The following is a 24,493-nucleotide window of genomic DNA, read 5'->3' on the forward strand; positions in this document are numbered from 1 at the left end:
TTCAGACGAGCGTTAGCGTGGGCCACGAGAACCTCCGGGCGGTGTAGGACCTAGACAATCCACACCTCACCCGGAGGTTCTCCTCGTCGTCAACGCCTACGCGTCACCAACGTCCCGGCCGAGTACACCTAGACGCCCGGGCGGGTGTCGGCGGGTCGTGCTGCACTGGGGCGGTCGACGACGAGGAGGAGCGGCATGACGGTGCGGTGGACGGTGACCGTGGACTGCGCGGAGCCCGGGAGGGTCGCCGCCTTCTGGCGCGAGGCGCTCGGCTACGTCGACGCGCCGCCACCGGAGGGCTTCGGCTCGTGGGAGGAGTGGAACCGCACCTTCGGGGTCCCGGAGGAGGAGTGGGACGACGGCGCGTTCCTCGTCGACCCGGACGGCGCGCTCCCCCCGCTCTCGTTCCTCAGGGTGCCCGAGGCCAAGGTGGCGAAGAACCGGCTGCACCTCGACCTCCAGGTGAGCGGTGGCCGGCACCGTCCGCCGGCCGAGCGTCGGGCCGCACTCGACGCCACCGTGCGCCGGCTGCTGGCGGCGGGGGGCTCGGTCCTCGCCGAGCACCACCACGACGGCGCGCTCGACCACGTCGTCGTCGCCGACCCCGAGGGCAACGAGCTCTGCGTCGTGTGACCCTCGCGGCCGGCGTCACATGGTCGGGCGCGCCTGCGCGAGACGCCAGGTCCGGCCCTCCGGGTCGACGACCTCGAAGAACGGCAGCCCCCAGGGGCTGACGACCTCCCCCACCGCATCGCCGCCACGGGCCGCCGCGCGCTCGCGCTCGGCGTCGAGGTCGTCGACGTAGAGCCACGGCTCATCGGCCACCGCGTCGAGCGTCGCACCCTCGGGCAGGGGCTCGACGACGACGGAGGCGCCCCCGGCCCGCAGCTCGAGCCACGGATGGCCGTAGGCGGTGTGGGGCAACGGGTCCGGCCCCTGCGGCAGGGGGTCCGGCCCCTGCAGGCCGAGCACGTCCGCGAGCCACCGGGCGGCGGCCGCCGGCCGCGCGTAGCGCACCGTCAGGCCGAAGCGGGCGATGTCGTGCACAGCCCGGTCGGCGCCCTCGCGACGCTGCACCCACGGCCCGAACCACTTCGGCACGGTGCGGACCCACGCGGTCCCGCCGGCGTCTCGGCCACCCGGACGCAGGGTGGCGATGACGCTCACCAGCGTGCCCGCCGCGACGGCCTCGAAGGTGACCTCGGTCGTCACGTCGTCGAGCGAGCTGTCGAAGGCGAGGCGCCGCCCGGGCTCCCACGCGGTGATGCGCGCGAGCTCGAGGACGTCCTGTCCCGCCTCGTCGTACACCTCGAGGAGCCGGCCGCCCGGTCCGGGCTCGCAGCGCATCGAGCGCAGCCGGCCCCCGTCGACGTGGTTGATCGGCCCGCGCACCCACCAGAGGTCGAGCTCGTCGGTGAAGACGGCGAACGCGACGTCCGGCGGCGCCGGGACCTCCACCCGCGAGGTCGTCGTCGTGCCCTGCTCCTGCTCGGTCATCCGTCCGCTCCCGTCGTCGTGCGCAGCTCGACGTGGCGGCGGTAGGCCGCGAGCTGCTCGTCCCACCCGGCCTGCACCCGGTCGAGCCAGGTGCGGACCTCCTCGACCGGCCCGCCGTCCAGCCGGAAGACACGCAGCCTCGCGTCACCCTCTCCGCGCGCGTCGACCACGAGGCCTGCCGCCAGCAGGGTGCGCAGGTGCTTGCTCATCGTCGGGGCGCTGACCCCGACCCGCCGGGCCAGCTCCCCGGCCGGCTGCGGTCCGGCGGCAAGCTCCTCGACGACGCGGGCCCGCACCGGGTCCGCGAGCGCGCGCAGCACGCTCGTCCTCGCCGTCACTTCCGTGCTCATGACGGCAATGTTTGCCGCTAATGGCAAGTGATGTCAAGGGCCCCCACCCGAAGAACCTGCGTGCGGACGTGCATCATCTGACGAAAGTGTCAGTTCCTGCACGCCTCGGCCCGCACGAGACGTGCATCACCTGACGAAAGTGTCAGTTCCTGCACGCCCCGCACGGCACCCCCGCGCGCAGGAGTCGACGAATGTGTCGGTTCCTGCACGGTCAGACGCCGAGCGAGACCGACACCGTCACGACGTCCCCGAGCTCGACGCCCTCACGGCGCCGCACCGCGAGCTTGAGCGGCAGGAGGTAGCCGCCGTCCTTGGGGAACAGCGACGTCGTGAAGTCGCTGCCCCCGAGCCGGCCCGCCACCGGGATGCAGCCCCAGCCGTAGGTCGCCAGCCGTGCGACCTCGTGGACGCGGGCCTCGGCCTCGGGCAGCGCGACGAAGTGGTGCGGCGCCGGGCCGCGCCACTCGACGACCTCCCCCGTGAACTCCAGGTCCATCGCGCCAGCGTAGGACCGTCCCCGAGCCCCGCGCCCATCGCGAACGCGTGTGAAACCGCCGGGCTCCCCCGGCGGTTTCACACGCGTTCGGGCAGAGGGAAGGGCGGCGGAGAGGTCGGGTCAGCGCCAGCGGGAGGCGGCGCTGAGCACCGCCAGCGCGGCCGGCCCGGCGCTCGAGGCCCGCAGCACGGTCGACCCCAGCCGCACCGTCCGCGCCCCGACCGCCTCGAGCGCCGCGACCTCCTCCGGGGCGATGCCGCCCTCGGGGCCGACGACGACGAGCACGTCCCCGGCGTCCGGCAGCGACACCCCGGCCAGCGGCGCCTCGGCGTCCTCGTGCAGCACGAGGACGAGGGCCGCCTCCCGGGCGCGCTCGACGAGCCCCGCGGTCGTCACGGTCGGGCCGAGCACCGGGCGACGGGTGCGCCGCGACTGCTTGGTCGCGGCGACGAGCACGGCGTCCCACTTGCGGCGTGCCTTCTCGCCGCGCTCCCCGCGCCACTGGACGATGCTGCGCGCGGCCTGCCACGGCACGACCTCGTCGACCCCGCACTCCGTCGCGGACTCGACCGCCTGGTCGTCGCGCTCCCCCTTGGCGAGGGCCTGGACGAGGACGAGGCGCGGCGCGGGCTCGGGCTCGTCGCGGACCTCGTCGACCCTCAGGTCGAGGGCGTCCCGGTCGACCCCGACGACCTCCCCCTCGACGGCTCGCCCCGACCCGTCGGCGAGCACCAGCCGCTCGCCGACCCGGGTGCGCCGCACCGCCACCGCGTGCCGCCCCTCGGCGCCGTCGAGGCGCACGACCGACCCGGGCCCCACGGCGTCGAGGGTCCCGGCGGGGACGAGGTGGACGGGCAGCGTCATCGGGCTGGGAGCGTCGTCGGACGAGCCGGAGGTCAGCGGGCCTTGAAGGCGTCGCGCAGCTTGCCGAAGAGACCGCCGTCGGCGGGGTTGGCCATCCTCCCCTGCGGACGCTCCTCGCCGCGCAGCGCCGCGAGCCGCCGCAGCAGCTCCTCCTGCTCGCCGTCGAGCCTCGTCGGGGTCTGCACGCTCGTGTGGACGATGACGTCGCCGCGCCCGCCGCCGCGCAGGTGGGTGACGCCCAGGCCGCGCAGGGTCAGGGTGTCGCCGGACTGCGTGCCGCGCTTGATGTCGAGCTCCTGCGCCCCGTCGAAGGTGTCCATCGAGAGGGACGCCCCGAGCGCCGCGGCGGTCATCGGCAGCTCGACGCTCGCGTGGAGGTCGTCGCCGCGCCGCTGGAAGACGGGGTGCTTGCGGACCGCGACCTCGACGTAGAGGTCACCCGCCGGGCCGTTGCCGGGGCCGACCTCGCCCTCACCGGCCAGCTGGATGCGGGTGCCGGTGTCGACACCGGCCGGGACGCGCAGGGTGAGGGTGCGGCGGGTGCGGACCCGGCCGTCGCCGCTGCACTCGTAGCAGGGGTCGGTGATGATCTGGCCGAACCCCTGGCAGGTCATGCACGGACGGGTCGTCATCACCTGGCCGAGGAAGCTGCGCTGGACCTGGCGGATCTCGCCGCGGCCCTCGCAGACGTCGCAGGTGCGCGTCCCGGTGCCGGGCTGGCGGCCGTCGCCGTGGCAGGTGCCGCAGCCGACCGCGGTGTCGATGGTCAGCTCCTTCTCGCCACCGAACACGGCGTCGCCGAGGTCGATGTCGAGGCGGACGAGCGCGTCCTGGCCGCGAGCGGTGCGCGAGCGGGGGCCGGCGTTCGGCCCGGCCGCCTGCCCGCCGAAGAACGCGTCCATGATGTCGCTGAACGAGAAGCCCTGGCCGAACCCGGCGGCGCCCCCGGAGTAGGGGTCGGCGCCCATGTCGTACTGGCGGCGCTTGTCGGCGTCGGAGAGCACGTCGTAGGCCTGCGAGACCTTCTTGAACTGCTCCTCGGCCTCGGGGCCGGGGTTGACGTCGGGGTGCAGCCGGCGCGCGGCCTTGCGGTAGGCGCGCTTGATGTCCTCGGGGCTCGCGTCGCGCGCGACGCCGAGGTCGGCGTAGTAGTCGTTCACGGGTGGGGGGTCCTCCGTGGGTCGGTGTGGTGGCGGGGTCCGCGCGGGTCAGTCCGCGAGGATCCGGGAGACGTAGGTGGCGACGGCACGCACGGCGGCCATCGTCGAGGGGTAGTCCATGCGGGTGGGGCCGACGACTCCGAGGCCGGCGACGAGGTCGGTGCCCGACCCGTACCCGGTGCTCACCATCGACGTCGACTGCAGCCCGGCGTAGGGGTTCTCGTGCCCGATGCGCACCGCGAGGCTGCCGCCCTCCTCGGCGACCGTGCCGAGCAGGCGCAGGAGGACGACGTGCTCCTCGAGCGCCTCGAGCACCGGGCCGATGCTCGCCGTGAAGTCGCCGCCGGCGCGGGCGAGGTTGGCCGTGCCGGCGAGGACGAGCCGCTCCTCGCGCTCCTCGACGAGGGAGTCCTCGAGCGCGCCGACGACCGCCCGCACGACCGGACGCGCTTCAGCGTCGAACCGCTCGGGGACGCCCGCCAGCTCGGACGAGGCGTCGGCGAGGGTCCGGCCCGCCGTCGCCGCGTTGAGCTCGGTGCGCAGCGCCGAGAGGACGCGCTCGCCGTCGGTCGTCAGGTCGGTGGGGACCTCGATGACCCGCTGCTCGACCCGGCCGGTCGTCGTGATGAGGACGACGAGCAGCCGCTGGGGGCCGATCGGCACGAGCTCGACGTGGCGCACCGAGGACCGCGACAGCGACGGGTACTGGACGACGGCGACCTGCCGGGTCAGCGACGCCAGCAGCCGGACGGTGCGGTCGACGACGTCGTCGAGGTCGACGGCCCCCTCGAGGAAGTGCGCGATCGCGCGCTGCTCGGCAGTCGACATCGGCTTGATCTGGGAGAGCCGGTCGACGAAGAGCCGGTAGCCGGCGTCGGTCGGCACCCGGCCGGCGCTCGTGTGCGGCGCGGCGATGAGGCCGTCCTCCTCGAGCGCGGCCATGTCGTTGCGCACGGTGGCCGCGGAGACGCCGAGGTGGTGGCGCTCGAGCAGCGCCTTGGAGCCGACCGGCTCGGACGTGTGCACGTAGTCCTGGACGATGGCCCGGAGCACGCGCAGGCGGCGATCCTCGCTCATCGGGGCTCCTCCTCGGGCGGCTCGTCGGGTCGGGCGGCACGGCGGGCTCTGGCACTCTCGCCGTCCGAGTGCCAATGCTACGTCGTCGCACCGTCCCGCGCGAAAGCCGAGGGGGGCTCCCGCGTGCCGCTCCCGGCGACCGTCGCCGCCCGCGGCTAGCCTCGCGGCCGTGGTGGACAGGTACGGATCCGACGTGCTCTCGGGCGACTGGCGCGCTCCCCGGCGGGGGCGCTCGGTCGAGCTGCCGGCCGAGCCCGGCACGGTCGTCGAGGACGTGGAGACCGGATGGGTCGGCGCCGTCGTGCGCGTCGAGAAGGCCGGCGGCGTCCACGTCGTCCACCTCGAGGACCGGCGGGGCCGGAGCAAGGGTTTCCGGCTCGGGCCGGGCTTCCTCGTCGACGGCTCCCCCGTGACCCTCGTCGCGCCGCGGGCCGCCGAGGCCCGGCGCCTCGCCGCCGCCAAGGCCGCGGGCACCCGGACGGCCAGCGGCTCGGTCGCGGTCCACGGGCAGCGCGCCCGCGTCGCGAGCGGCTCGCGCATCTTCGTCGAGGGCAAGCACGACGCCGAGCTCGTCGAGAAGGTCTGGGGGCACGACCTGCGCGTCGAGGGCGTCGTCGTCGAGATGCTCGACGGCGTCGACGACCTCGCCGGCGCCATCCGCGACTTCGCCCCCGGCCCCGGCCGCCGGATGGGCGTGCTCGTCGACCACCTCGTGCCGGGCACCAAGGAGTCGCGCGTCGTCGACGAGGCACGCGCGCTGCGTCCCTGGGCGCAGCACGTGCTCGTCGTCGGCCACCCCTACGTCGACGTCTGGCAGTCGGTGAAGCCCGGCCGCCTCGGGATGGACGCGTGGCCGGTCATCCCGCGGGGGACCTCGTGGAAGCACGGCATCGCGGCGCACCTCGGCTGGCCGCACGCGACCCAGGCCGACATGGCGCAGGCGTGGCGGCGCATCCTCGCCTCGGTCGACTCGTGGACCGACCTCGAGCCCGAGCTGCTCGGACGCGTCGAGGAGCTCATCGACTTCGTGACGGCGCCCGAGTAGGCGTCAGCGGGCGGCCCGTGCGGCGGCGACGCCGACCTCGAGCCAGCCCGCCAGCGCGTCGTCGTCCTCGAGGACCGACGCGTGGACGTCGACCCAGCCCCGGCTGGCCCGCCCCTTCATGACCATCGGCTCGACCCCGGGGCGCGCGACGAGCTCGTCGAAGCGCTCCGGACCGGTCCGCACGAGGAGCCCGCGCGACCCGACCGAGCACGCGAGCGCACCGTCGACCATGAAGGCGACGCCCCCGAACATCCGCTTCTCCTCCGCGGGCGGCAGCGCCGCCCGGACCCGCTCGAGCAGCTCCACGGGCCCAGTGTGGCCCCGGTGCCCGCGCCGGCGGTAGGGGTCGGCCCTGAGCGCACCCCGACCCGGACCCCGACATGCCCCCGGAACCCCTTGGGCCGCGCGGCCGTCGGGTGTTCGATGGTCCCAGACCCACCCCAGGAGGAAGAGATGAGCGAGAACACCCCTCGCGACGACGTCCCGCGCGACGAGCCCACGCAGAGCGTGCCGCCGCCCCCCGCCGGACCGCCGGCGCCCCCCGCCGCTCCCGCGCCGACGCCCGGCTGGGAGACCCCGGCCGCCGGCGAGGTGCCCCCGCCCCCGCCGCAGCCCCAGTACGCGCAGCAGCAGTACGGCCAGCAGCAGTACGGACAGCCGGCCTACGGGCAGCCGCAGTACGCGAGCGCGGCGCCGCTGACCGCGCAGGAGGAGAAGACCTGGGCCCTGCTCAGCCACGCGGCCGGGCTCGTGGCGATGGTCGTCAGCGCGGGGACCCTCGGCTTCGTCGGCAGCCTCGTCATCTACCTCGTCTACAAGGACCGCGGGCCGTTCGTGCGGGCCCACGCGGCGAACTCCCTCAACATCCAGATCACGACCGCCATCGGCGTCGTCGTCTCGTTCATCCTCATGTTCGTGCTCGTCGGGTTCGTGACGATCTTCCTCGTGGGGATCTACGCGTTCGTCATGCACATCATCGGAATGGTCAAGGCCAACAACGGGGAGTGGTGGAACCCGCCGTTCACGCCGCGCTTCGTCAAGTGACCCGCCGCTGACCCCGGCCCGTGCACCGGCCGCTCGCCCGTCAGGGACCGAGCAGCCGGCGCACGACCGTGTCGGCGAGCAGGCGGCCGCGCAGGGTGAGGACGGCCCGCCGGTCGCGGACGGCGGCGGGTCCCTCGAGCAGCCCGTCGGCGACGAGCCCGGCCACGGCCGTGCGGCCCGCGTCGTCGAGCCGACCGAGGTCGAGCCCCTCGCGCAGGCGCACCCCGAGGAGCACCTCCTCGTCGTGGCGCTGCTCGGCGGTGAGGACCTCGCGGGCCGCCGCCGGGGACTCGCCCGCGGCCAGCCGGGCCGCGTACGCGCGCGGGTGCTTGACGTTCCACCAGCGCACACCGCCGACGTGCCCGTGGGCTCCGGGGCCGATGCCCCACCAGGCGTCCCCGCGCCAGTACCCCTCGTTGTGGCGGCACCGGTCGGCCGGCGTGCGCGCCCAGTTGCTCACCTCGTACCAGTCGTAACCCGCCTGCGCGAGAACCGTGTCGGCGAGCTCGTACTTGTCCGCCTCGTCGTCGCCCTCGGGCTCGGGCAGCTCGCCGCGGGCCACCTGCCGGGCCATCCGGGTGCCTTCCTCGACGACGAGGGCGTACGCCGAGACGTGGTCGGGCTCGAGCGCCAGGGCGGCCTCGAGGCTCGTGCGCCAGTCGTCGAGCGACTCCCCGGGGGTGCCGTAGATGAGGTCGAGGCTCGTCGCGAGGCCGGCGGTGCGCGCGGCGGCGACGGCCTGCGCGACCCGTGCCGGGTCGTGCGTGCGGTCCAAGGTGGCGAGGACGCTCGGGACGGCGCTCTGCATCCCGAGGCTCACCCGCGTGAAACCACCCGCCGCGAGGGTCTCCAGGCCCTGCGGCGTCACGGAGTCGGGGTTGGCCTCGGTCGTCACCTCGGCGCCGTCGGCGAGCCCGAACCGCTCGCGGACGCCGTCGAGGAGCCGCACGAGGTCGTCGGCCGGCAGCAGGGTCGGCGTCCCGCCCCCGACGAAGACGGTGTCGACGACCGGCGCGGCGTCGCCGAGCACCCGGGCGGCGAGGTCGAGCTCGGCCAGCGCGGTGCCGGCGAAGTCCTCGGTCGACGCGCCAGGTCCGAGCTCGGTCAGCGTGTAGGTGTTGAAGTCGCAGTAGCCGCAGCGCACCGCACAGAAGGGCACGTGGAGGTAGAGGCCGAACCGTCCGTCGGCAAGGCGGGCGACCGCGTCGGCGGGCAGCTCGCCGGAGGCCGGCGCGGGGTCGCCGTCGGGCAGTCGGGGCACGGGTCCAGTCTCGCAAGGTCCACCCACCGGCCGCTCCCCCGCCCCCGGCCGTCCACCGGCGCTGCCTAGGATGGCGAGGTGACAGACCGCTGGATCCACCTCGACGGACTCGTCAACATGCGCGACCTCGGCGGGCTGCCGACCCGCGACGGCCGCACGACCGTGCCGGGGCGCCTCATCCGCTCCGACAACCTCCAGGACCTCAGCGACGCCGACGTCGACCGGCTGGTCCGCCAGCTCGGCGTCAGCGACGTCGTCGACCTGCGGACCGAGGCCGAGGTGCACGTCGAGGGTCCGGGGCCGTTGCACGCCGTGGGGTCGCTGACCCACCACCACCACTCGCTCATCCAGGAGCGGCTGCCCAGCGAGAGCCTGCGCGAGACCGCCGAGCGGGCCCTGCCGTGGAGCGAGGACGAGCCCAAGCGCGACGCCGCGTTCTGGGCGAAGCACTACCTCGGGTACCTCGCCAAGCGCCCGGAGGCGGTCGCGGCCGCGCTCGACGTCGTGTCCCGCGCGAGCGGCGCCGCGGTCGTGCACTGCGCCGCGGGCAAGGACCGCACCGGCACGGTCGTCGCGATAGCCCTCTCGGTGGCCGGCGTCCCGCGCGAGGAGGTCGTCGCCGACTACGTCCTGACCGGGGAGCGGCTCGAGCAGATCGTCGGCCGGCTCAGGCCGCGGCCGGCCTACGGCGAGGCCCTCGCCCGCCAGAGCCTCGAGGACCAGCGGCCCCGCGCGGAGTCGATGGAGGCCATCCTCGACGCCGTCGACGAGGGGTGGGGCGGAGCGGCCGGCTGGCTGCGCGCCCAGGGCTGGTCGGACGCCGACGTCGAGCGCCTGCGCGACCGCCTCACCCTGAACTGAGACCGGTCGCGTTCAGCGCGAGGGCCGTTCGCTGACGTAGATGGTGATGACGCCCTCCACCACCACCGTGCCGTCGGTGCGCAGGGCCCGCACCCGGACCGGGACGTCGCCCGACGCGCCGACCTCCCAGTCGGCCGCCGAGGTCTCGGCCACGCAGAGCAGGTCCGTCGTCGACCTCGCGAGGTAGCGCACCTCCATGCCGCGCGGGATCCAGCGGTGGGTGGCGGGGGTCGTCGCCTCGGCGAGCAGCCCCATCGCCGCCTCGAGCCCGTTGCAGACGGCGATCGCGTGCACGGTCCCGAGGTGGTTCTGGACGCCCCATCGCTTGGCCACGACGAGCTCGGCGTGGTGGGGACGCACCTCGCGCACCCGGGGACGCACGGTCCGGAAGTAGGGCGCCTTGAGCGCGAAGAGCACCGAGAAGGCCTCCCGTCCGAGGGGTCGGGAGGCGAGGCGACGGTAGAGGGCGTGGGTGTCGGTCACCCGTCGATGTTACCCGCGGGTAGCAGCAGCGCCGTCGGTACCGTGGCGCCGGTGACCTCTCCCCTGCCCGGGCAGCCCGGCTTCGTCGTCCCCGACCCGTCGGACCGCCCGCACCACACCCGCCGGGCCGTGCGCGTGCTCCTGCTCGACGAGGACGACCGCGTGCTGCTCATCGAGGACTCCGACCTCGGCCTCGACCCCGTCGCGCACTGGTGGAACACCCCCGGCGGCGGTGTGGATCCCGGCGAGAGCGACGCCGAGGCGGTCGTGCGCGAGCTGCACGAGGAGACCGGCCTGCGCGTCACGGAGGCCGACCTCGACGGACCGGTGCTGGCGCGACGCGTCCTGCACGGGTGGAGCGACAAGGTCGTCGACCAGGAGGAGACCTTCTGGGCGGTGCGCGTCCCGGCGTTCGAGGTCGACACCTCCGGCCACACGGAGGAGGAGCGGATGACCGTCGTCGGCCTCACGTGGTGGGACCTCGACGCGCTCCAGGCCACCGGCGACCTCGTGTGGCCCGTCGACCTGCGTGCCGTCGTGGCCCTGGCCGCCGACCGTCACCGCTGGCGGGACGCGCCCGTCGACGGCGGGCGGGTGGAGGAGTCCACGGTGCCCGTCGACCCCCACGTCTGAGGGGGTCGCCCACCCTGCACCTGCGGGTCGCCGGAGGGGGTCGCAGAGCGGACACTCGAGGGGACCCGCGACAGCCCGTCGCGCCCTGACCGGAGGACCGTCGATGCGCCTGGTCCGGCTGTTCGGCACGACCGCCGTCGTCGTGAACGGCACGACGCTGCTCACGGGCGACGCGCTCGGCGACGACCGCAGCCGGCGGCTGCTCGCCCGGCTCGCCCTCGCGGCACCCGCCCCCGTGCCCCTCGAGCGCCTCGAGCGCGACCTGGGACGGCAGACGCTCCTGCGGCGCGACGCCGCCACCCTCGCCCACGCGCTCGGCACCCCGGGGCTCGTCGTCGAGCAGGAGGACGGCTGGGTGCTGCGCCCGGGCTGGGCCCGGGTCGACGTCCAGGTCGCCCACGCCCTCTTCGCCCGGGCCGCGTCGGCACCACCGACGACAGCGCTCGCCCTCGTCCTGCGGGCGCTGCGCAGCTGCTGCACGGCGACCCTCCTGGCCTCCGAGGACGACATCCATCCGTGGGTGTCCACCGCCCGGGCGCGGCACGACCGCGTGCTGCGCGACGCGCTCGTCCGCGCGGCGGCCGCCGCGACGGTCCTCCACGACGACGAGCTGGCCGCCGAGCTGATGGCCCGCGCGCTCGCCGACGCCCCGCTGCAGCGTCGCGCCGGCTGACCGCTCGCCGCGTCCTCGCCCGCCGCGTCCTCGCCCGCCCCGTCCTCGTCCGTCGTACGCGCGGGGTCGGGATCCTCGTGTGCCCGCGGGCCGGCTCCCTTGGGCGCCACAGGCTTTCCCCAAGGTGACGCTGGGTCAATGGCCCTGTCCATGGCGACCTGCGGACCCGAGGAGCACGGCCATGACCGCGACCACCATCCATCCCCACCGTCCGGCCACGGCGCCCCGCCGCGGGCTGACGACGGCCCTCGTCGCGCTGCTCGCCGTGGCGCTCGGCCTCGTCGCGTTGCCCGCCCGGGACGCCCTCGCGGCGGGTGGGCAGCCGGCCGTGTCGCCGGTGCTCGACGCCGGGCACGGCTTCCCGACGTGGTTCGAGGACTCCGGCGGGACCCGGCTCGCGCCGTGCCTCGACCCGACCGACACCCGGTGCGTGGTGCTCGCCGACGCGGGATACGACCCGGCCCGCCCGCAGGTCTTCCCGACCAACTTCCCCGAGGAGTTCTTCTATCTCGTCGCCGACTCGCAGCGGCTGACGACCGGCGGCTGCTCGGGCACCAAGCGCGGCACCGCCACGCTGCGCCTGGCCCTCGAGGGCGCCTTCGCCAACGGCGCGCCCGTCCCCGGCGAGCAGATGGTCTTCGGGCGGGTCCGGCTCTCGGTCAGCAGCGGCCTGTGCGCCAACGGCACCTACACCGCGACGACCCCGTTCGGTGCGATCTCCTTCCGGGCCGACGCCTCGGGCGCCCTGGCCCGCAACCAGGGGACGACCGACGTCGGGTGCGTCCCGGTCGCCCCGGCCACGTGCGACTGGCGCCTGGCCCTCTCGAGCCCCGTGGCCCGCAGCTTCCTCCGCTGGGACCCGGCGGTCGCCCCCGCAGCCCCCGCGGGGTACCTCGGTGACGCCGTCACCGCGCACCGCATCGTCGGCGCCACCTACACCGCACCGGGTGAGGCGTCCCCGGCCAACTACTTCAGCATCGCCGGCACCAAGCTGGCGACCCCGCTGCGCACCGACCTCTTCACGGTCGCCGGCAAGGTCGCCGGTCCCCTCGAGGTCTCCCCCGCGGCGGTCACCATCGGCTCGACCGAGGTCGGCCAGTCGTCCTCGGTGCGAGACATCACCGTCCGCAACGTCGCGGCGGGGACCACCACGCCGAGCAGCGTCACGGTCACCGGAGCCGCCGCGGACGACTTCCAGATCGTCGACTCGAGCTGTCCCGCAACGCCTCTGGGCCGCGACGCCACGTGCGTCATCCGGGTCCGGTTCGCCCCCACCGCACTCGGTGCCCGCACCGCGACCCTGACCGTCGCCCACGACGGCCTGCGCTCCCCCACCACCGTCCCGCTCGCCGGCGAGGGCACGGCGCCGCACCAGGCCCCGCACGCCACCGCCGACCCCTCCTCCCTCGGCTTCGGCCAGGAGCGGCTGCGCGTCCCCTCGTCCGCGCGGACCGTCACGGTCGGCAACACGGGCACGGCTCCTCTCACGCTCGGCACGCTCGAGCTGGCCGGCTCGGACCGGACCCACTTCGAGAAGGGCTTCGACACCTGCACCGCAGCGGTCGTCCCGGTGGGCGGCACCTGCCGCGTCGACGTCTCCTACCTCCCGCAGGCCGTCGGCGAGCACTCCGCGACGCTGCGGATCCCCTCGGACGACCCCGCCGGCACGCTCGACGTCGCCCTCGAGGGCACCGGGTTCGGCGGGGTCGCGAAGACCTCCCCGGTCATCGACACGGCGACCGGCTTCCCCACCTGGTACCAGGACGAGCGCGGCGTGCGCGTCGCGCAGTGCATCGACGCCACCGACCCCAACTGCATCGTCCTCGCCGGTGGCACCTACCCCGGCAGCGGGCCCGTGGCGTTCCCGACGACCTTCCCCGACGAGTTCTTCTACAGCGTCGTCGACAGCGACATCATCACCACCCCCGGCTGCGGTGACAGCCCGCCCGGGAAGATGATGGTCCGCATGGCCCTCGAGGCCGCCTTCGTCAACGGCGAGCCCGTGAGCGGCGAGCAGATGACCTTCGGGCGCATCCGCGTCAACGCCACCAGCGGCCTGTGCGCCGGTCAGGAGTACTCCGTCGTCCACCCGTACGGCACGTACACCTTCGTGGCCGACGACGCCGGCGGCCTCAAGCGGACCACCGGGACGAGCGACGTCGGCTGCCTCGCCGCCACCGCGGACGCCCCCTGCGCCTGGGACCAGGCCATCTCCAGCCCCGTCCTCGCCGGCTTCCTGCGCTGGGACCCGGCCCGCGGCGCCGCCGCCCCGGCCGGCTACCTCGGGGACGCGACGACCCTGCACCGTGTCGTCGGCTCCTCCTACGTCCCCGTCGGCGAGTCGGCACCGGCCAACTACGTCCGGCTCGTCCGCGCCGGGGCGACCGTCGCGCAGACCGACCTCTTCACGGTCATGGGCAAGCTCGCCGGTCCGCTCGTCGCCGACCCCGAGGTCGTCGACGCCGGTGCCGTCGAGGAGGGTAGCTCCGGGCCGGCCCGGGTGACCCTGCGCAACGAGGGCATCGAGACGCTCGGCGTCACCTCGCTCTCCGTCGCGGGCAACGACGCCGCCGACTTCGCGGTGGGGAGCGATGCCTGCTCCGGTCGCGACCTCGCCCCGGGTGCCGCCTGCCAGGTCGACCTGACGTTCACCCCCGGTGCCGTCGGTGACCGCAGCGCGCTCCTGCGGGTGCGGCACACCGGGCTCAACGACCCGTTCGAGGTGCGCCTGCGCGGCGTGGGCTCGGTCGCGCAAGGGATCGCGGCCCTGTCCACGTCCGGCGCGCTCGCCTTCGAGCAGCGCCACGTCGGACGCGCCGCCGTCGTGCAGTCCGTGACGGTCTCCAACCGGGGCGGCACCGCGCCGCTGGTCCTCGACGCCCCCACCCTCGTGGGCGGCGACGCGGCGGACTTCTCGGTCGTCGGCACGACCTGCGACACCGAGGTCCCCGTCGACGGGACGTGCACCGTGACCGTCGGGTTCACCCCCTCGGCCGCGGGCACCCGGACGACCGCCCTGCGCCTCACCGCGCCGGGCGCACGGCCCTCGCAGGTCGACGTCGGGCTCTCCGGCCGCGGCAGCACCTCGGACCCGGCGGTCTCGGCCGGGCGTCGGGCGGACGGGTTCCCGCTCTGGTACCAGGACGCCGACGGTCTGCGGCTGGACCTGTGCGACGACCCGACCGACCCCGGCTGCATCGTGCTCGGCGGCGACGGGTACGACCCGACGCAGCCGATCTCGTTCCCGGACAACTACCCGCCGGAGCTGTTCTACGCGGTCGCCGACAGCGAGCCGATGCCGACCCCGGGCTGCGACACCGTCGCTCCGGGCACCGCCGCCCTGCGCGTGGCACTCGAGGGCGCGTTCACCGGGCCGACGGCCGAGGCCGGCCAGCAGCTCGTCTTCGGACGCCTCCGCTTCCACGCCACCGGCCTCTGCCCGGACACCGACTACACCGTGACGACCCCGTACGGACCGCTCTCGGTGCACACGGACGCCTCCGGGTCGGTGGCCCGCAACGCCGCGACGCAGAACGTCGGGTGCGGGGCGGCGCCCTGCGACATGGGCGAGGCGCTCGCCTCCCCGGTCGTCGGGAGCTTCCTGCGCTGGGCCCCGGGCGTCGGACGTGCCGCGCCGGCGGGTCACCTCGGTGACGCCGTGACCTTCCACGAGGTGGTCGGCGGCACCTGGGCCCCGGACGGCGTCCCGGTCGAGCACGTCGCGGTCACCGGACCCGAGGGCGAGGTCGCGCGCACCGACCTCTTCGCGGTCGCCGGTCGCTACGCCACCGGCCTGACCGGGGACGCGAGCCTGGCCTTCGGGGACCACGACCTCGGCACGACGACGGACCTCACGGCCACGCTGCAGAACGTGGGCACCGGCGCGCTCCCCCTCGGGACGGTCCGCGTCACCGGTCCGCAGGCCGCCGCGTTCACGCTCGGTGCGGGCACCTGCGCCGGCGCCACGCTCCCCGGTGACGGGACGTGCACGCAGACCGTCCGCTGGGCCCCGACGACGGCCGGCGACGCCACCGCGACGCTCGAGGTGCTCGGGGCGGACGGGAGCGTGCTGTCGCGCACGTCGCTGACCGGTCACGGCATCGAGCCGCCGACCCCGGCCCGCGCCGCGGTCACCCCGACGACCCTGACCTTCGCGGGTCAGCGCGTGACGACCACGTCGGCCGTGCAGCTCGTCGGCGTCCGCAACTCCGGCGGCGCTCCGCTGACCGTCACCTCGGTGGCGCTCTCGGGCACGGCGGCGGGCGACTACACCGCGACCGCCGACCCGGAGTGCGCCTCCGTCGTGGCCGGCGCCTCGTGCTCGGTCCGGGTCACGTTCTCCCCAAGGGCGACCGGGACGCGCGCCGCGACGCTGTCGATCCGCAGCAACGACCCCGGCGCGGCCCCGGCCGTGGCCCTCACCGGCACCGGGACGAGCTCCGTCCTCACCCCGAAGTCGACGTCGGTGTCGCTCGGCACGGTGAAGATCGGGCGGTCGGCCTCCTCGAGCGTGACGATCACCAACACCGGGACGGCGTCGCTGTCGATCACCGGCACGACGTCGACGAGCACGGCCTACAGCGTCGCCCTCGGCACCTGCGCCGTGGCGGTCGCCCCCGGCCGGAGCTGCTCGGTCACGGTGACGCTCAACGCCCAGGCGGTCGCGGGGTCCTACCCGGCGACGATCGGGTTCGTCAGCGACGCGGCCAACCGCGCGACGGTGTCGTTCACCGCCACCGTCCGCTGACCCCAGGGCCGACGACACCCGACGGAGTCCGTACCCCACAAATGAGGGGTACGGACTCCGTCGTCTGCATCTGCCCGCTCGAGTGGCGGAATCCCATACTCGGTGGTAGGACGCCCTCTGCAGGGGAGGGCGACCGGAGCCGCAGGGGGTTCCACCATGCACGAGAACACATGCACCACCCACGAGATCACGCTGTTCGGCACGACGACGGTGGCCGTCGACGGGCGCACGGTCAGCGGGCCGGCGCTCGGCGGGGCCAAGCCCCGCCAGGTGCTCGAGCTCCTCGCCGTCGCGGACGGCGCACCGGTCACCAAGGACCGGCTCGTCGAGCTGCTGTGGGGCGATGAAGCCCCCGCGTCGGCCGTCGCCACGCTCGAGAGCTACGTCTGCGTCGTGCGGCGGGCCATCGGCACCCCGGGCGCCGGGCGCGACTCGGTCGTCCGGACCACGTCGGCCGGCTACCGCCTCGACACCTCGCGCGTCGTCGTCGACCGCTCGGAGTGCCTCTCGCTCCTCGAGCGGTCGACCGGGGCCTCCCCCCAGGAGGCCGTCCGGATGGTGCGGGAGGCCCTCCGCCTCGCGAGGTCCCCGCTCCTGGCCTCCGAGACCCGGTCGGCGTGGGCCGACCGGGAGCGGGACGTCGTGACGACGCGCCTCGCCGAGGCCTGCGCCGTCGTGGCCGGGCGTGCCCTCGACGCCGGCGACGTCGCCGCCGCGACCGAGCTATCGGCGCGGGCCGCCGACCTCGCACCGTTCGACGAGCGCGCCGCCACGGTGCGGATGGCCGCTCTCGAGGCCACCGGCCGCCGGGCGGAGGCCCTGCGCTGCTACCTCGACCTGCGGCGTCGCCTCGTCGACGAGCTGGGGGTCGAGCCCGGTGCCGAGGCGCGGGCGGGCTACCTCCGCCTCCTCGCCGGCTCCGGCGACGCGGTCACCGAGACCCCGTCGCGGACGGAGATCGCCGCGCTGCTCGAGCTGCTGCGCGAGACGCTCGGGCGCGTGCCGGGACTCGACCCGGCACCGGTCGACCGGGCCATCGGGAGCGTCGCGAGCACCGCGTTGGCCCTCCTGTGAGGTCGGCCGTCCGGCCATCCGGGGGCGAAAAGGTGCAGACAGCGGGACGCCGACCGGTCACACTGATCGCGTGAGCGACAGGGGGCCCACGGGCGGGCCGTCACGGGCGGACGCCCCGCCGGTGCGGCGCGTCCTCGTCGTCGACGACCACCGCACGTTCACCGACCTCCTCGGTCGGGCCATCGACGCCGAGCCGGACCTCGAGTGGCTCGGCGCCGCGCACACCGTCGACGACGCGCTCTCCCGGACCCGCGCGCTCGTCCCGGACGCGGTCGTCATGGACGTGCAGATCGGGGAGGGCGACGGTCTCGAGGCCACGACGGCGCTGCTCGCGCACCTCCCGGACCTGCGCGTCGTCGTGCTGACCGCCTTCGCCACGCAGTCCCTCCTCCAGCGCGCCATGGCCGCCGGCGCCCGCGCGCTGCTGCCGAAGGACGGGCGGCTCGAGGACCTGCTGGAGGCGCTGCGCGACACCGCCGACAGCGGGTTCCGCGTGCACCCCGCGCTCCTGCGACGGCTCCTCGAGCTGCAGGGCTCGGCCGCGCGTCCCGAGGAGACCGTGCGGCTGACCGCCCGGGAGGACGAGGTGCTCCACCTCCTCGCCGACGGCCTCGACCCGGCCTCGATCGCCCGCCGGCTCGGCATCTCGCGCCACACCTCGCGGGGCTACGTCGCCGCGCTCCTCGGGAAGCTCGACGCCCACTCGCAGCTGGAGGCCGTGGCCGTGGCCCGACGCCGCGGGATGATCCGTGACCGCGCCTGACCCCGGGACCACCACGCGCCCGAGCCGCGCGGTCGTCCGCACGGCGATCCGACGCTTCGTGGTCCTCAGCGTCGTCACCCTGCTCGTGCTCGGCGCGGGCGCCGCATGGGTGTGCCACCGCATCGCCCGGGACTCAGCGCTCGCCGAGGCGCAGCTGCGCGGCGCGACGCTGGCCGGCACCGTCGCGGCCCCTCTCGTCGACGAGCGCGTGCGCGAGCAGGATCCCGGGGCGATGGCCAGCCTCGGCGCGGTGCTGCGCCGGAGCATGGAGGTCGGGTCGATCCGGCACGTCAAGCTCTGGACACCCGAGGGCCGCATCCTCTGGTCCGACGAGACCCCGCTCATCGGACGGACCTACGAGCTCGAGCCCACGGTCGGCAACCTCGTCGGGACCGACCGCACGGTCGCCGAGCTCTCGAGCCTCGACAAGGCCGAGAACGTCTCCGAGCGCGCCGAGCGCGAGCTGCTGGAGGTGTACGCGGGGGCGCAGGACGCCGACGGCAACGACCTCGTCTTCGAGGCGTACTACTCCACGACCGAGATGCGGGCGCGCGAGCAGGAGATCCTCCGCGCGATCCTGCCGGTCGCGCTCGGCGGCCTCCTGCTGTTCCAGGTCGCCGTCATGCCGCTCGCGATCTCGCTCGCCCGGCGGGTGGAGCGCGGCGAGCTGCAACGCATCCGCCTACTGCGGCAGACCGTGCTCACGACGCACCGCGAGCGCCTGCGGATCGCCCGCGACCTCCACGACGGCGTCGTCCAGGACCTCGCCGGGCTGCGCTACGCCCTGCCCGTCGTCGCCGCGCACGTGTCGGACGCCCCGGAGGCGGCGGGGGCCCGGGACACCCTGGAGCAGGCGCGCGAGATCCTCGGGCGGGACGTCGAGGCGCTGCGCTCGCTCCTCGTCGACATCCATCCGCCGGGCCTCGAGGGGACGGCCTTCCGGGACGCGGTCGAGGACCTCGCCGAACGGACCCGCCGCGCGGGACCCGAGGTCTGGCTCGACATGCCCGAGCGCGCGGAGTGGTCGATCGACGTCGCCCGCGTCTGCTACCGCGTCGTGCAGGAGGCGCTGCGGAACGTCGCGACGCACGCCGACGCCGCCAACGCGTGGGTCGACGTCACGACCGTCGACCGGCAGGTGCGGGTCAGCGTCGCCGACGACGGTCGCGGCCTGCCCGAGGGGGTCGCGCCGGAGGGTCACGTGGGCCTGCGCCTGCTCGCGACCCACCTCGAGGACCTCGGCGGGTCGCTCGAGGTGGCACCCCGGCCGGGCGGCGGTACGCTCCTGAGAGCGCTCGTCCCCGCCGACCTGCCGGCCGGTGCCTGAGCCACAGGGTTTCCCCAAGCGGACTGCCGCAGACTGCGTTCCGTCACACCGTCCCCCACACCCTGTCCGGGAGGACCGATGATCCGCATGGTCCTCGCCGACGACCACGAGGGCATCCGCCTGGGCGTGCGTGCGCTCGTCGACGCCGAGCCGGACCTCGAGCTCGTCGGGATGGCGACGACCGGTGAGGACGCCGTGCGGCTCGCTGGCCGCGAGGACCCCGACGTCGTGCTCATGGACCTGTCGATGCCCGGCCGCGGAGGGCTCTGGGCCCTCGCCGAGATCCGCCGGGTGCGACCGGCCACCCGGCTCGTCGTGCTGACGAGCGACGGGCGGGCCGCGACCCACCGCGCGGCCGTCGCCGCGGGGGCCGACCGCTGCGTCGGCAAGGACGAGGAGGTCGAGGAGCTGCTCCTCGCCGTCCGGGGGGCCGCGCCGACCCCAAGGTGACCCCAAGGCGCCTCGCCCATCCTCGATCCGGGGCCGTCCGGCCCCATCAGGATCCGTGGGCAAGGCAGGGACTTTCCATGGGAATCACCCGTCGTGATGCACTCAAGCTCGGTGTCGTCGGAGGGGCCCTCGCGGCCCTCCCGCTGGAACGGATGGCGTTCGCCGGCACCATCGTCAACCGGATGCCGGCGAGCAAGATGGTGAAGCCGTTCACCCTCCCGTTCGTCGTGCCGCCGGTCCTCTCGCCGACCGGGTCGCAAGAGGTCGCCTGCTCGGACGGGCAGATGCGTGCCTACGACCTCTACGAGATCGCCCAGACCTTCTCGGTCGCGTCGATCATGCCCGGCTACAAGACGCCGTTCTTCGGCTACAACGGCGTCACCCCGGGCCCGACCATCGTCAACCGGCGCGGTCGCCCGATCGTCGTGCACCAGACGAACCTGCTGCACCAGCCGCCCGCGAGCGCCCCGAACGCGGCCGTGCCGTCGCGCTACTCCAGCGACCCCCTCGACCGGTGGACCTCGACGCACCTCCACGGGTCGGCCTCGCTGCCGCAGTACGACGGCTACGCCTCGGACGTCACGCTGCCCGGCCGGACCAAGCGCTACGTCTACCCGAACTCCCAGGAGGCGCGCACGCTCTGGTACCACGACCACGGCGTGCACCACACCTCGCAGAACGCGTACAACGGCCTCGCCGGTATGTACGTGCTCCACGACGAGGTGGAGCTCTCGCTCGGCATCCCGCAGGGCCGCTACGACGTCCCGATGATCGTCAAGGACGTCATGCTCGACACCAAGGGCGGCCTGATCTACGAGGACAACAGCGAGTCGGGCGCCTACGGCGACATCGTCCTCGTCAACGGGGTGCCGTGGCCGGCGATGCAGGTCGAGCCGCGCAAGTACCGCTTCCGCATCCTCAACGCCTCCGTGTCGCGCTCCTACGAGTGGCAGCTGCACGACGGCAGGAGCGCCGTGCCGATGACGGTCATCGGCACCGACGCCGGGCTGATGCCCCAGCCCCAGGTCGTCTCCTCGCTGCGGCACGGCATGGCCGAGCGCTACGAGGTGGTCATCGACTTCGCGCCCTACGCGCAGAAGCCGGGGACGGCCGCCGCGAAGCTGACCCTGAAGAACCTCGGCCCGAAGAACAACGTCGCCGAGGCCACGGCCCTGTACGCGATGCAGTTCGTCGTCGGCCCCGAGTCCTCGGTGCAGAGCACGGAGAACAACTCCGTGCCGACCCTGTGGAACTCGGCGGTCGAGCCCGAGGAGTGCATGACCTGGACCGAGGCCGACCTGGTGGCGCAGGGCGTCCCCCAGCGGCGCTTCGCGTTCGTCCGCGCGAACGGCCACTGGACGATCAACGGCGAGACCTGGCAGGACGTGGTCGACAGCGACTACACGCACTGCATGGCCGAGCCGGAGCAGGGCGCGATCGAGATCTGGGAGCTGGCGAACACCTCCGGCGGGTGGTTCCACCCGGTGCACATCCACCTCGTCGACTTCCAGGTCCTCTCGCGCAACGGCAAGGCGAGCCTCGTGCGCCCTCACGAGAAGGGCGCCAAGGACGTCGTGTACGTCGGCGAGAACGAGACGGTCAAGGTCGCCATGCGCTTCGCCGGTCCCTCGGCCGGTGAGGGCTGGCAGGTCCCCAAGGGGCGCTACATGATGCACTGCCACAACCTGGTCCACGAGGACCACGACATGATGATGCAGTTCAGCGTCGGCGACCCGGACCACGACCCCGAGTGCGACCCGATCACGGCCGACCCGGCGTGGTGAGCACCGTGACCACCACCGCGCCGCCGGCCCGTGCGGCCGGTGCGCCGACGCCGGTCCGGCGCCGTGGCCGGATGGTCGACCTCGCGCTCGTGCTGGCCCTCGTCCTCGTCGTCGGTCGGTTCGCGCTCGAGCCGGTGCTCGTGCCGACGGCCAGCATGGAGCCGACGCTGCACGCCGGCTCGCACGTCCTCGTCGACCACGTCGGTCCACTGCTGCGCGGCTACCATCGGGGCGACGTCGTCCTCCTCGACGCGCCGGACGGCAGCGGGCTGCTCGTCAAGCGGGTCGCCGCCGTCGCCGGCGAGGACGTCGCCATCCTCGACGGCGTGCTGACGGTCGACGGGGTCCCGGTCGAGGAGCCGTGGGTCGACCCCGGTGACGTCGACTCGGTCTACGCCGAGCTCGGGCGGGTGCCGGCCGACCACGTCGTCGTGCTCGCCGACCACCGACCGGACGCCCGGGACTCGCGCACCTTCGGCCCGGTCGCCGTCTCCGCCCTGCACGGGCGGGTCGTCGCGACGGTCTGGCCGCTCGGCGCCCTCGGAGGCACCCCGTGACGCCGCGGGCGCCCGGCCGGCGTCGCGTGCCGCGCCTGCTGGCCGTGGTGCTGCTCCTGCTCGGGCTCGCCGTGGTCACGGCAACTCCGGCGGCCGCGCACACCGGCCTCGAGAGCAGCACGCCGGCCGACGGCAGCACCCTCCGCCGGTCGCCGACCACCCTCGTCCTGCGCTTCGCCGACCCCGTCGTCCCCGGTACCGCCGTGGGCGCCCTCAGCGGCCCGGGGGGCCGCACCTCCCTGCGGGCGCCCACGGTCCGGGGAGCGACGGTGCGGATGACCCTCGCCGAGCCGGCCGCGCCGGGCCGCTACCGGCTCGCCTGGCGCGTCGTGGCCGACGACGGGCACCCCGTCTCCGGGACGCTGCGGTTCGAGGTCGCTGGCGCCCCGGCGGCGAGCCCGTCCCCGGAGCCCACCTCCTCGGAGGCCGTCGCCGCGCCGCCGTCGCCGCCGTCGGACACCGCTCCCTCGGCGCCCGAGGGTTCAGCGGTGGACGCGCTGGCGGCGGTCGAGGGCGCGGGCGCGGGCGACTCCACCACCACACCGACCGCCGGGGGCCCGATGGTCGCCTGGGCGTTGCTGGCCGCGCTCGTGGCGCTCGGCGCCGCCGGGCCCGCCGTCCTGCGCCGCCGGACCGTCGCACGGACGACGTCGTGACCGCGCCCGGTCTCCCCCTGCGGGTCGTCTCCCCCGGCCGGGCGGTCGTGGCGGCCGCGGTGCTCGGCGCCGCGACAGCCCTCGTCGTCCTCGCCCTCACGACCCCGGTGGCGGCTCCCGCCTCCGCGCTGCCCGACGCCGGACCGGGCGTGCCGCTCCTCGCGACCGGCGCCCGGCTCGCGGCACGGGTCTGCGCGGTCGTCGTCGTCGGCGGGCTCCTCGTCCCCGCCTGGCTGCTGCGCACCGCCCCTGCCCCCACGCGGGTGCTGCGCGCGGTCCGGGTCGCCGCGTGGGCATGGGTCGTGGCCTGCCTCCTGGGGATGCTCGCCGCGGCCGCCGAGGCCCTCGCCGTCCCACTGCCCGGGGCGTTCACGGCCGCGCGGGTCTGGGCCTTCGTGCCGAGCCTCGAGGGCGGTCGCGCCCTCATGGTCACGGCGGCCCTCGCCGCCGTCGTCGCCGGCGGCAGCCGGCTCGTCCGCTCCCCCGCCGAGACGCTGGCGCTGCTCGGCGTCGCCGTGCTCGCGGTCCTCCCGACCTCGCTGACCGGCCACGTCGCGACCTCCGAGCTGCACGTCCCCGTCAGCGTCGGCACCGCCGTGCACGTCGTCGCCGCGGTGCTGTGGGTCGGCGGGCTGGTGGGCCTGGCGCTGGTCGGGCGCGCTCCCGCGCTCGCCGACGCGGTCGGCCGCTTCTCGGGGCTCGCGCTCGTCGCCGCCGTGCTCGTGACGGTGAGCGGGCTGCTCTCGACGTGGTGGCGCCTCGGTGCCGTCGCCGAGGCGTGGCGGACCACCTACGGCGCACTCGTCGTGGCGAAGGTCGCGCTGCTCGTCGTCCTCCTCGCGCTCGGCGCGGCCCACCGCCGCGCCAGCATCCCGGCCCTGCGTCGTGGGTCGAGCCGGGTGTGGTGGCGGCTCGCCGGCGTCGAGACCGCCCTCATGGGTGCCGCCCTCGGCGCCGCCGTCGCCCTGGGACGTACCCCGACCCCGACCCGCCCCGACGTCGTGGCCCTCCCGCACGGCGGCGTCACGACCGTCGACCGGGCCCTGCCCGCCCCGACACCGTGGCGCCTCCTGGTCGAGCCCCGCGCCTCCGCGACCGGCGTCGTCGCCGTGGCCCTGCTCGTCCTCGTCGTCGTGCTCGCCGCCAGTCGGCCGGGCGTCGACCCGCGGGCCGCCGTGCGCGGCCTCGTCGCGGGCCTGGCCGCCTCGGGCGTCCTGGCGTGGCTGCTGCTCGGCGGTCCGGGCGCCTACGGCAGCGCGCTGCTCACCGTGCACGGCCTCCGGCTCGTCGCCGCCGCGCTCCTCGTCCCACCGCTCCTCGTCCGCGCGGCCCACCACCTGCTCCCCGGGGCCCTCCCGCGCGGCACGCGCAGCCCCGTGGACGCCGTGCTGCCGGTCGTCCTCCTCGTCGCGGTCGTGCTCGGCAGCCCGCTGCTCGGCATCTCGCTGGCCCGCGAGTCCGTCGACACGGCCCTCGTCGCGGGTGCCGCCCTCGCCGGCCTGCCCGCGGCACTGCTGCGGGAGCGCGGCGACCGACGCTGGGCCGCGGGCCTGCTCCTGGGGCTCGGTGTCGTGCTGCTCCTCGTCCTCCTGACCCGACCCGACGCGTTCGCGGCCCAGTGGTTCGCCGACCTCCCCCTCGACTGGGCCGACCCGGTGCGCGGCACCGGCATCGGCGAGCGCGCCCCCTGA

At 75.2% G+C, this 24,493-nt stretch carries 24 protein-coding genes; 15 read left to right on the forward strand and 9 right to left on the reverse strand.

The features are described 5' to 3' along the window. Window positions 1-195 precede the first annotated feature (195 nt). Window positions 196-633, forward strand: coding sequence for a VOC family protein (locus KMZ30_RS20960; RefSeq protein WP_215514421.1), 438 nt, complete (start codon window positions 196-198; stop codon window positions 631-633). Window positions 634-648: 15 nt separating this feature from the next. On the opposite strand, the gene KMZ30_RS20965 is transcribed toward KMZ30_RS20960, so the two are convergent. The 6 genes from KMZ30_RS20965 to hrcA form a co-directional block, all read right to left on the reverse strand. Continuing rightward, a complete protein-coding gene (locus KMZ30_RS20965) occupies window positions 649-1,497 on the reverse strand; it encodes a hypothetical protein (RefSeq protein ID WP_215514422.1) in 849 nt (282 codons plus the stop codon). Then, the gene (locus KMZ30_RS20970; protein ID WP_215514423.1) at window positions 1,494-1,847 is read right to left on the reverse strand and encodes an ArsR/SmtB family transcription factor; all 354 of its coding nucleotides are present in this window, start codon (window positions 1,845-1,847) and stop codon (window positions 1,494-1,496) included. Before KMZ30_RS20970 ends, KMZ30_RS20965 begins: the two co-directional genes overlap by 4 nt. 211 nt (window positions 1,848-2,058) lie before the next feature. Then, complete coding sequence (locus KMZ30_RS20975; protein ID WP_215514424.1) at window positions 2,059-2,343, reverse strand: DUF1905 domain-containing protein; 285 nt, start codon at window positions 2,341-2,343, stop codon at window positions 2,059-2,061. Window positions 2,344-2,463: 120 nt separating this feature from the next. Further along, window positions 2,464-3,207 (reverse strand): 16S rRNA (uracil(1498)-N(3))-methyltransferase, encoded by a 744-nt coding sequence (locus KMZ30_RS20980; RefSeq protein WP_215514425.1) that lies wholly within the window; start codon window positions 3,205-3,207, stop codon window positions 2,464-2,466. A gap of 32 nt (window positions 3,208-3,239) precedes the next feature. Further along, entirely contained in the window at window positions 3,240-4,367 is a 1,128-nt protein-coding gene (dnaJ, locus tag KMZ30_RS20985; protein WP_215514426.1) for a molecular chaperone DnaJ, read from the reverse strand. A gap of 48 nt (window positions 4,368-4,415) precedes the next feature. Further along, entirely contained in the window at window positions 4,416-5,444 is a 1,029-nt protein-coding gene (hrcA, locus tag KMZ30_RS20990; RefSeq protein ID WP_215514427.1) for a heat-inducible transcriptional repressor HrcA, read from the reverse strand. 169 nt (window positions 5,445-5,613) lie between these two features. On the opposite strand from hrcA, the gene KMZ30_RS20995 reads away from it, so the two are divergent. Continuing rightward, window positions 5,614-6,489: a DUF3097 domain-containing protein gene (locus tag KMZ30_RS20995; RefSeq protein WP_215514428.1), complete on the forward strand. Its 876-nt coding sequence runs from the start codon at window positions 5,614-5,616 to the stop codon at window positions 6,487-6,489. 3 nt (window positions 6,490-6,492) lie between these two features. Here the strand turns inward: KMZ30_RS20995 and KMZ30_RS21000 are convergent, their stop codons facing one another. After that, the gene (locus tag KMZ30_RS21000) at window positions 6,493-6,795 is read right to left on the reverse strand and encodes a TfoX/Sxy family protein (protein ID WP_215514429.1); all 303 of its coding nucleotides are present in this window, start codon (window positions 6,793-6,795) and stop codon (window positions 6,493-6,495) included. Window positions 6,796-6,942: 147 nt separating this feature from the next. Here KMZ30_RS21000 and KMZ30_RS21005 point away from each other — a divergent pair, with 147 nt between their 5' ends. Then, entirely contained in the window at window positions 6,943-7,533 is a 591-nt protein-coding gene (locus KMZ30_RS21005; RefSeq protein ID WP_215514430.1) for a DUF4870 domain-containing protein, read from the forward strand. A gap of 40 nt (window positions 7,534-7,573) precedes the next feature. Here KMZ30_RS21005 and hemW read toward each other — a convergent pair whose 3' ends face one another. After that, window positions 7,574-8,794 carry a radical SAM family heme chaperone HemW gene (gene hemW / locus KMZ30_RS21010; RefSeq protein WP_215514431.1) on the reverse strand — a complete coding sequence of 407 codons (1,221 nt, stop codon included), beginning with the start codon at window positions 8,792-8,794 and terminating at the stop codon, window positions 7,574-7,576. 78 nt (window positions 8,795-8,872) lie between these two features. Here hemW and KMZ30_RS21015 point away from each other — a divergent pair, with 78 nt between their 5' ends. Beyond that, the gene (locus KMZ30_RS21015) at window positions 8,873-9,655 is read left to right on the forward strand and encodes a tyrosine-protein phosphatase (protein WP_308279899.1); all 783 of its coding nucleotides are present in this window, start codon (window positions 8,873-8,875) and stop codon (window positions 9,653-9,655) included. 12 nt (window positions 9,656-9,667) lie between these two features. Here the strand turns inward: KMZ30_RS21015 and KMZ30_RS21020 are convergent, their stop codons facing one another. After that, window positions 9,668-10,138 (reverse strand): hotdog fold domain-containing protein, encoded by a 471-nt coding sequence (locus KMZ30_RS21020; RefSeq protein WP_215514432.1) that lies wholly within the window; start codon window positions 10,136-10,138, stop codon window positions 9,668-9,670. Between the two features lie 51 nt (window positions 10,139-10,189). Here KMZ30_RS21020 and KMZ30_RS21025 point away from each other — a divergent pair, with 51 nt between their 5' ends. The 11 genes from KMZ30_RS21025 (at window position 10,190) to KMZ30_RS21075 (ending at window position 24,493) form a co-directional block, all read left to right on the forward strand. Continuing rightward, entirely contained in the window at window positions 10,190-10,771 is a 582-nt protein-coding gene (locus tag KMZ30_RS21025) for an NUDIX hydrolase (RefSeq protein WP_308279900.1), read from the forward strand. A gap of 103 nt (window positions 10,772-10,874) precedes the next feature. Next, window positions 10,875-11,444: an AfsR/SARP family transcriptional regulator gene (locus tag KMZ30_RS21030; protein ID WP_215514434.1), complete on the forward strand. Its 570-nt coding sequence runs from the start codon at window positions 10,875-10,877 to the stop codon at window positions 11,442-11,444. 181 nt (window positions 11,445-11,625) lie between these two features. After that, window positions 11,626-16,191: a choice-of-anchor D domain-containing protein gene (locus tag KMZ30_RS21035; protein WP_215514435.1), complete on the forward strand. Its 4,566-nt coding sequence runs from the start codon at window positions 11,626-11,628 to the stop codon at window positions 16,189-16,191. Between the two features lie 156 nt (window positions 16,192-16,347). After that, window positions 16,348-17,265 (forward strand): AfsR/SARP family transcriptional regulator, encoded by a 918-nt coding sequence (locus KMZ30_RS21040; RefSeq protein ID WP_215514436.1) that lies wholly within the window; start codon window positions 16,348-16,350, stop codon window positions 17,263-17,265. 70 nt (window positions 17,266-17,335) lie between these two features. Beyond that, on the forward strand, window positions 17,336-18,028 hold the full coding sequence (locus tag KMZ30_RS22570) for a response regulator transcription factor (RefSeq protein ID WP_215514437.1): 693 nt from the start codon (window positions 17,336-17,338) through the stop codon (window positions 18,026-18,028). Beyond that, window positions 18,015-19,355 (forward strand): sensor histidine kinase, encoded by a 1,341-nt coding sequence (locus tag KMZ30_RS22575; RefSeq protein WP_215514438.1) that lies wholly within the window; start codon window positions 18,015-18,017, stop codon window positions 19,353-19,355. The genes KMZ30_RS22570 and KMZ30_RS22575 overlap by 14 nt, the downstream gene beginning before the upstream one ends. A gap of 78 nt (window positions 19,356-19,433) precedes the next feature. Further along, a complete protein-coding gene (locus tag KMZ30_RS21055) occupies window positions 19,434-19,805 on the forward strand; it encodes a response regulator (RefSeq protein WP_215514439.1) in 372 nt (123 codons plus the stop codon). 77 nt (window positions 19,806-19,882) lie between these two features. Beyond that, on the forward strand, window positions 19,883-21,589 hold the full coding sequence (locus KMZ30_RS21060) for a multicopper oxidase family protein (RefSeq protein WP_215514440.1): 1,707 nt from the start codon (window positions 19,883-19,885) through the stop codon (window positions 21,587-21,589). Between the two features lie 5 nt (window positions 21,590-21,594). Next, window positions 21,595-22,146: a signal peptidase I gene (gene lepB, locus KMZ30_RS21065; RefSeq protein WP_215514441.1), complete on the forward strand. Its 552-nt coding sequence runs from the start codon at window positions 21,595-21,597 to the stop codon at window positions 22,144-22,146. Then, window positions 22,143-22,802 carry a copper resistance CopC family protein gene (locus tag KMZ30_RS21070; RefSeq protein WP_215514442.1) on the forward strand — a complete coding sequence of 220 codons (660 nt, stop codon included), beginning with the start codon at window positions 22,143-22,145 and terminating at the stop codon, window positions 22,800-22,802. The genes lepB and KMZ30_RS21070 overlap by 4 nt, the downstream gene beginning before the upstream one ends. Further along, entirely contained in the window at window positions 22,799-24,493 is a 1,695-nt protein-coding gene (locus KMZ30_RS21075) for a CopD family protein (RefSeq protein ID WP_215514443.1), read from the forward strand. The genes KMZ30_RS21070 and KMZ30_RS21075 overlap by 4 nt, the downstream gene beginning before the upstream one ends.

This window comes from Phycicoccus mangrovi, from assembly GCF_018729305.1.
GTDB lineage: Bacteria > Actinomycetota > Actinomycetes > Actinomycetales > Dermatophilaceae > Phycicoccus > Phycicoccus jejuensis.

Bases quoted from the DNA above. Each gene is read 5' to 3' on its own strand.
- KMZ30_RS20975 (WP_215514424.1), bottom strand. From the start codon at position 2,343: ATGGACCTGGAGTTCACGGGGGAGGTCGTCGAGTGGCGCGGCCCGGCG.
- KMZ30_RS21030 (WP_215514434.1), top strand. From the start codon at position 10,875: ATGCGCCTGGTCCGGCTGTTCGGCACGACCGCCGTCGTCGTGAACGGC.
- KMZ30_RS20960 (WP_215514421.1), top strand. From the start codon at position 196: ATGACGGTGCGGTGGACGGTGACCGTGGACTGCGCGGAGCCCGGGAGG.
- hrcA (WP_215514427.1), bottom strand. From the start codon at position 5,444: ATGAGCGAGGATCGCCGCCTGCGCGTGCTCCGGGCCATCGTCCAGGAC.
- KMZ30_RS20980 (WP_215514425.1), bottom strand. From the start codon at position 3,207: ATGACGCTGCCCGTCCACCTCGTCCCCGCCGGGACCCTCGACGCCGTG.
- KMZ30_RS21035 (WP_215514435.1), top strand. From the start codon at position 11,626: ATGACCGCGACCACCATCCATCCCCACCGTCCGGCCACGGCGCCCCGC.
- KMZ30_RS21040 (WP_215514436.1), top strand. From the start codon at position 16,348: ATGCACGAGAACACATGCACCACCCACGAGATCACGCTGTTCGGCACG.
- KMZ30_RS21055 (WP_215514439.1), top strand. From the start codon at position 19,434: ATGATCCGCATGGTCCTCGCCGACGACCACGAGGGCATCCGCCTGGGC.
- KMZ30_RS21060 (WP_215514440.1), top strand. From the start codon at position 19,883: ATGGGAATCACCCGTCGTGATGCACTCAAGCTCGGTGTCGTCGGAGGG.
- KMZ30_RS20965 (WP_215514422.1), bottom strand. From the start codon at position 1,497: ATGACCGAGCAGGAGCAGGGCACGACGACGACCTCGCGGGTGGAGGTC.
- KMZ30_RS20970 (WP_215514423.1), bottom strand. From the start codon at position 1,847: ATGAGCACGGAAGTGACGGCGAGGACGAGCGTGCTGCGCGCGCTCGCG.
- KMZ30_RS21005 (WP_215514430.1), top strand. From the start codon at position 6,943: ATGAGCGAGAACACCCCTCGCGACGACGTCCCGCGCGACGAGCCCACG.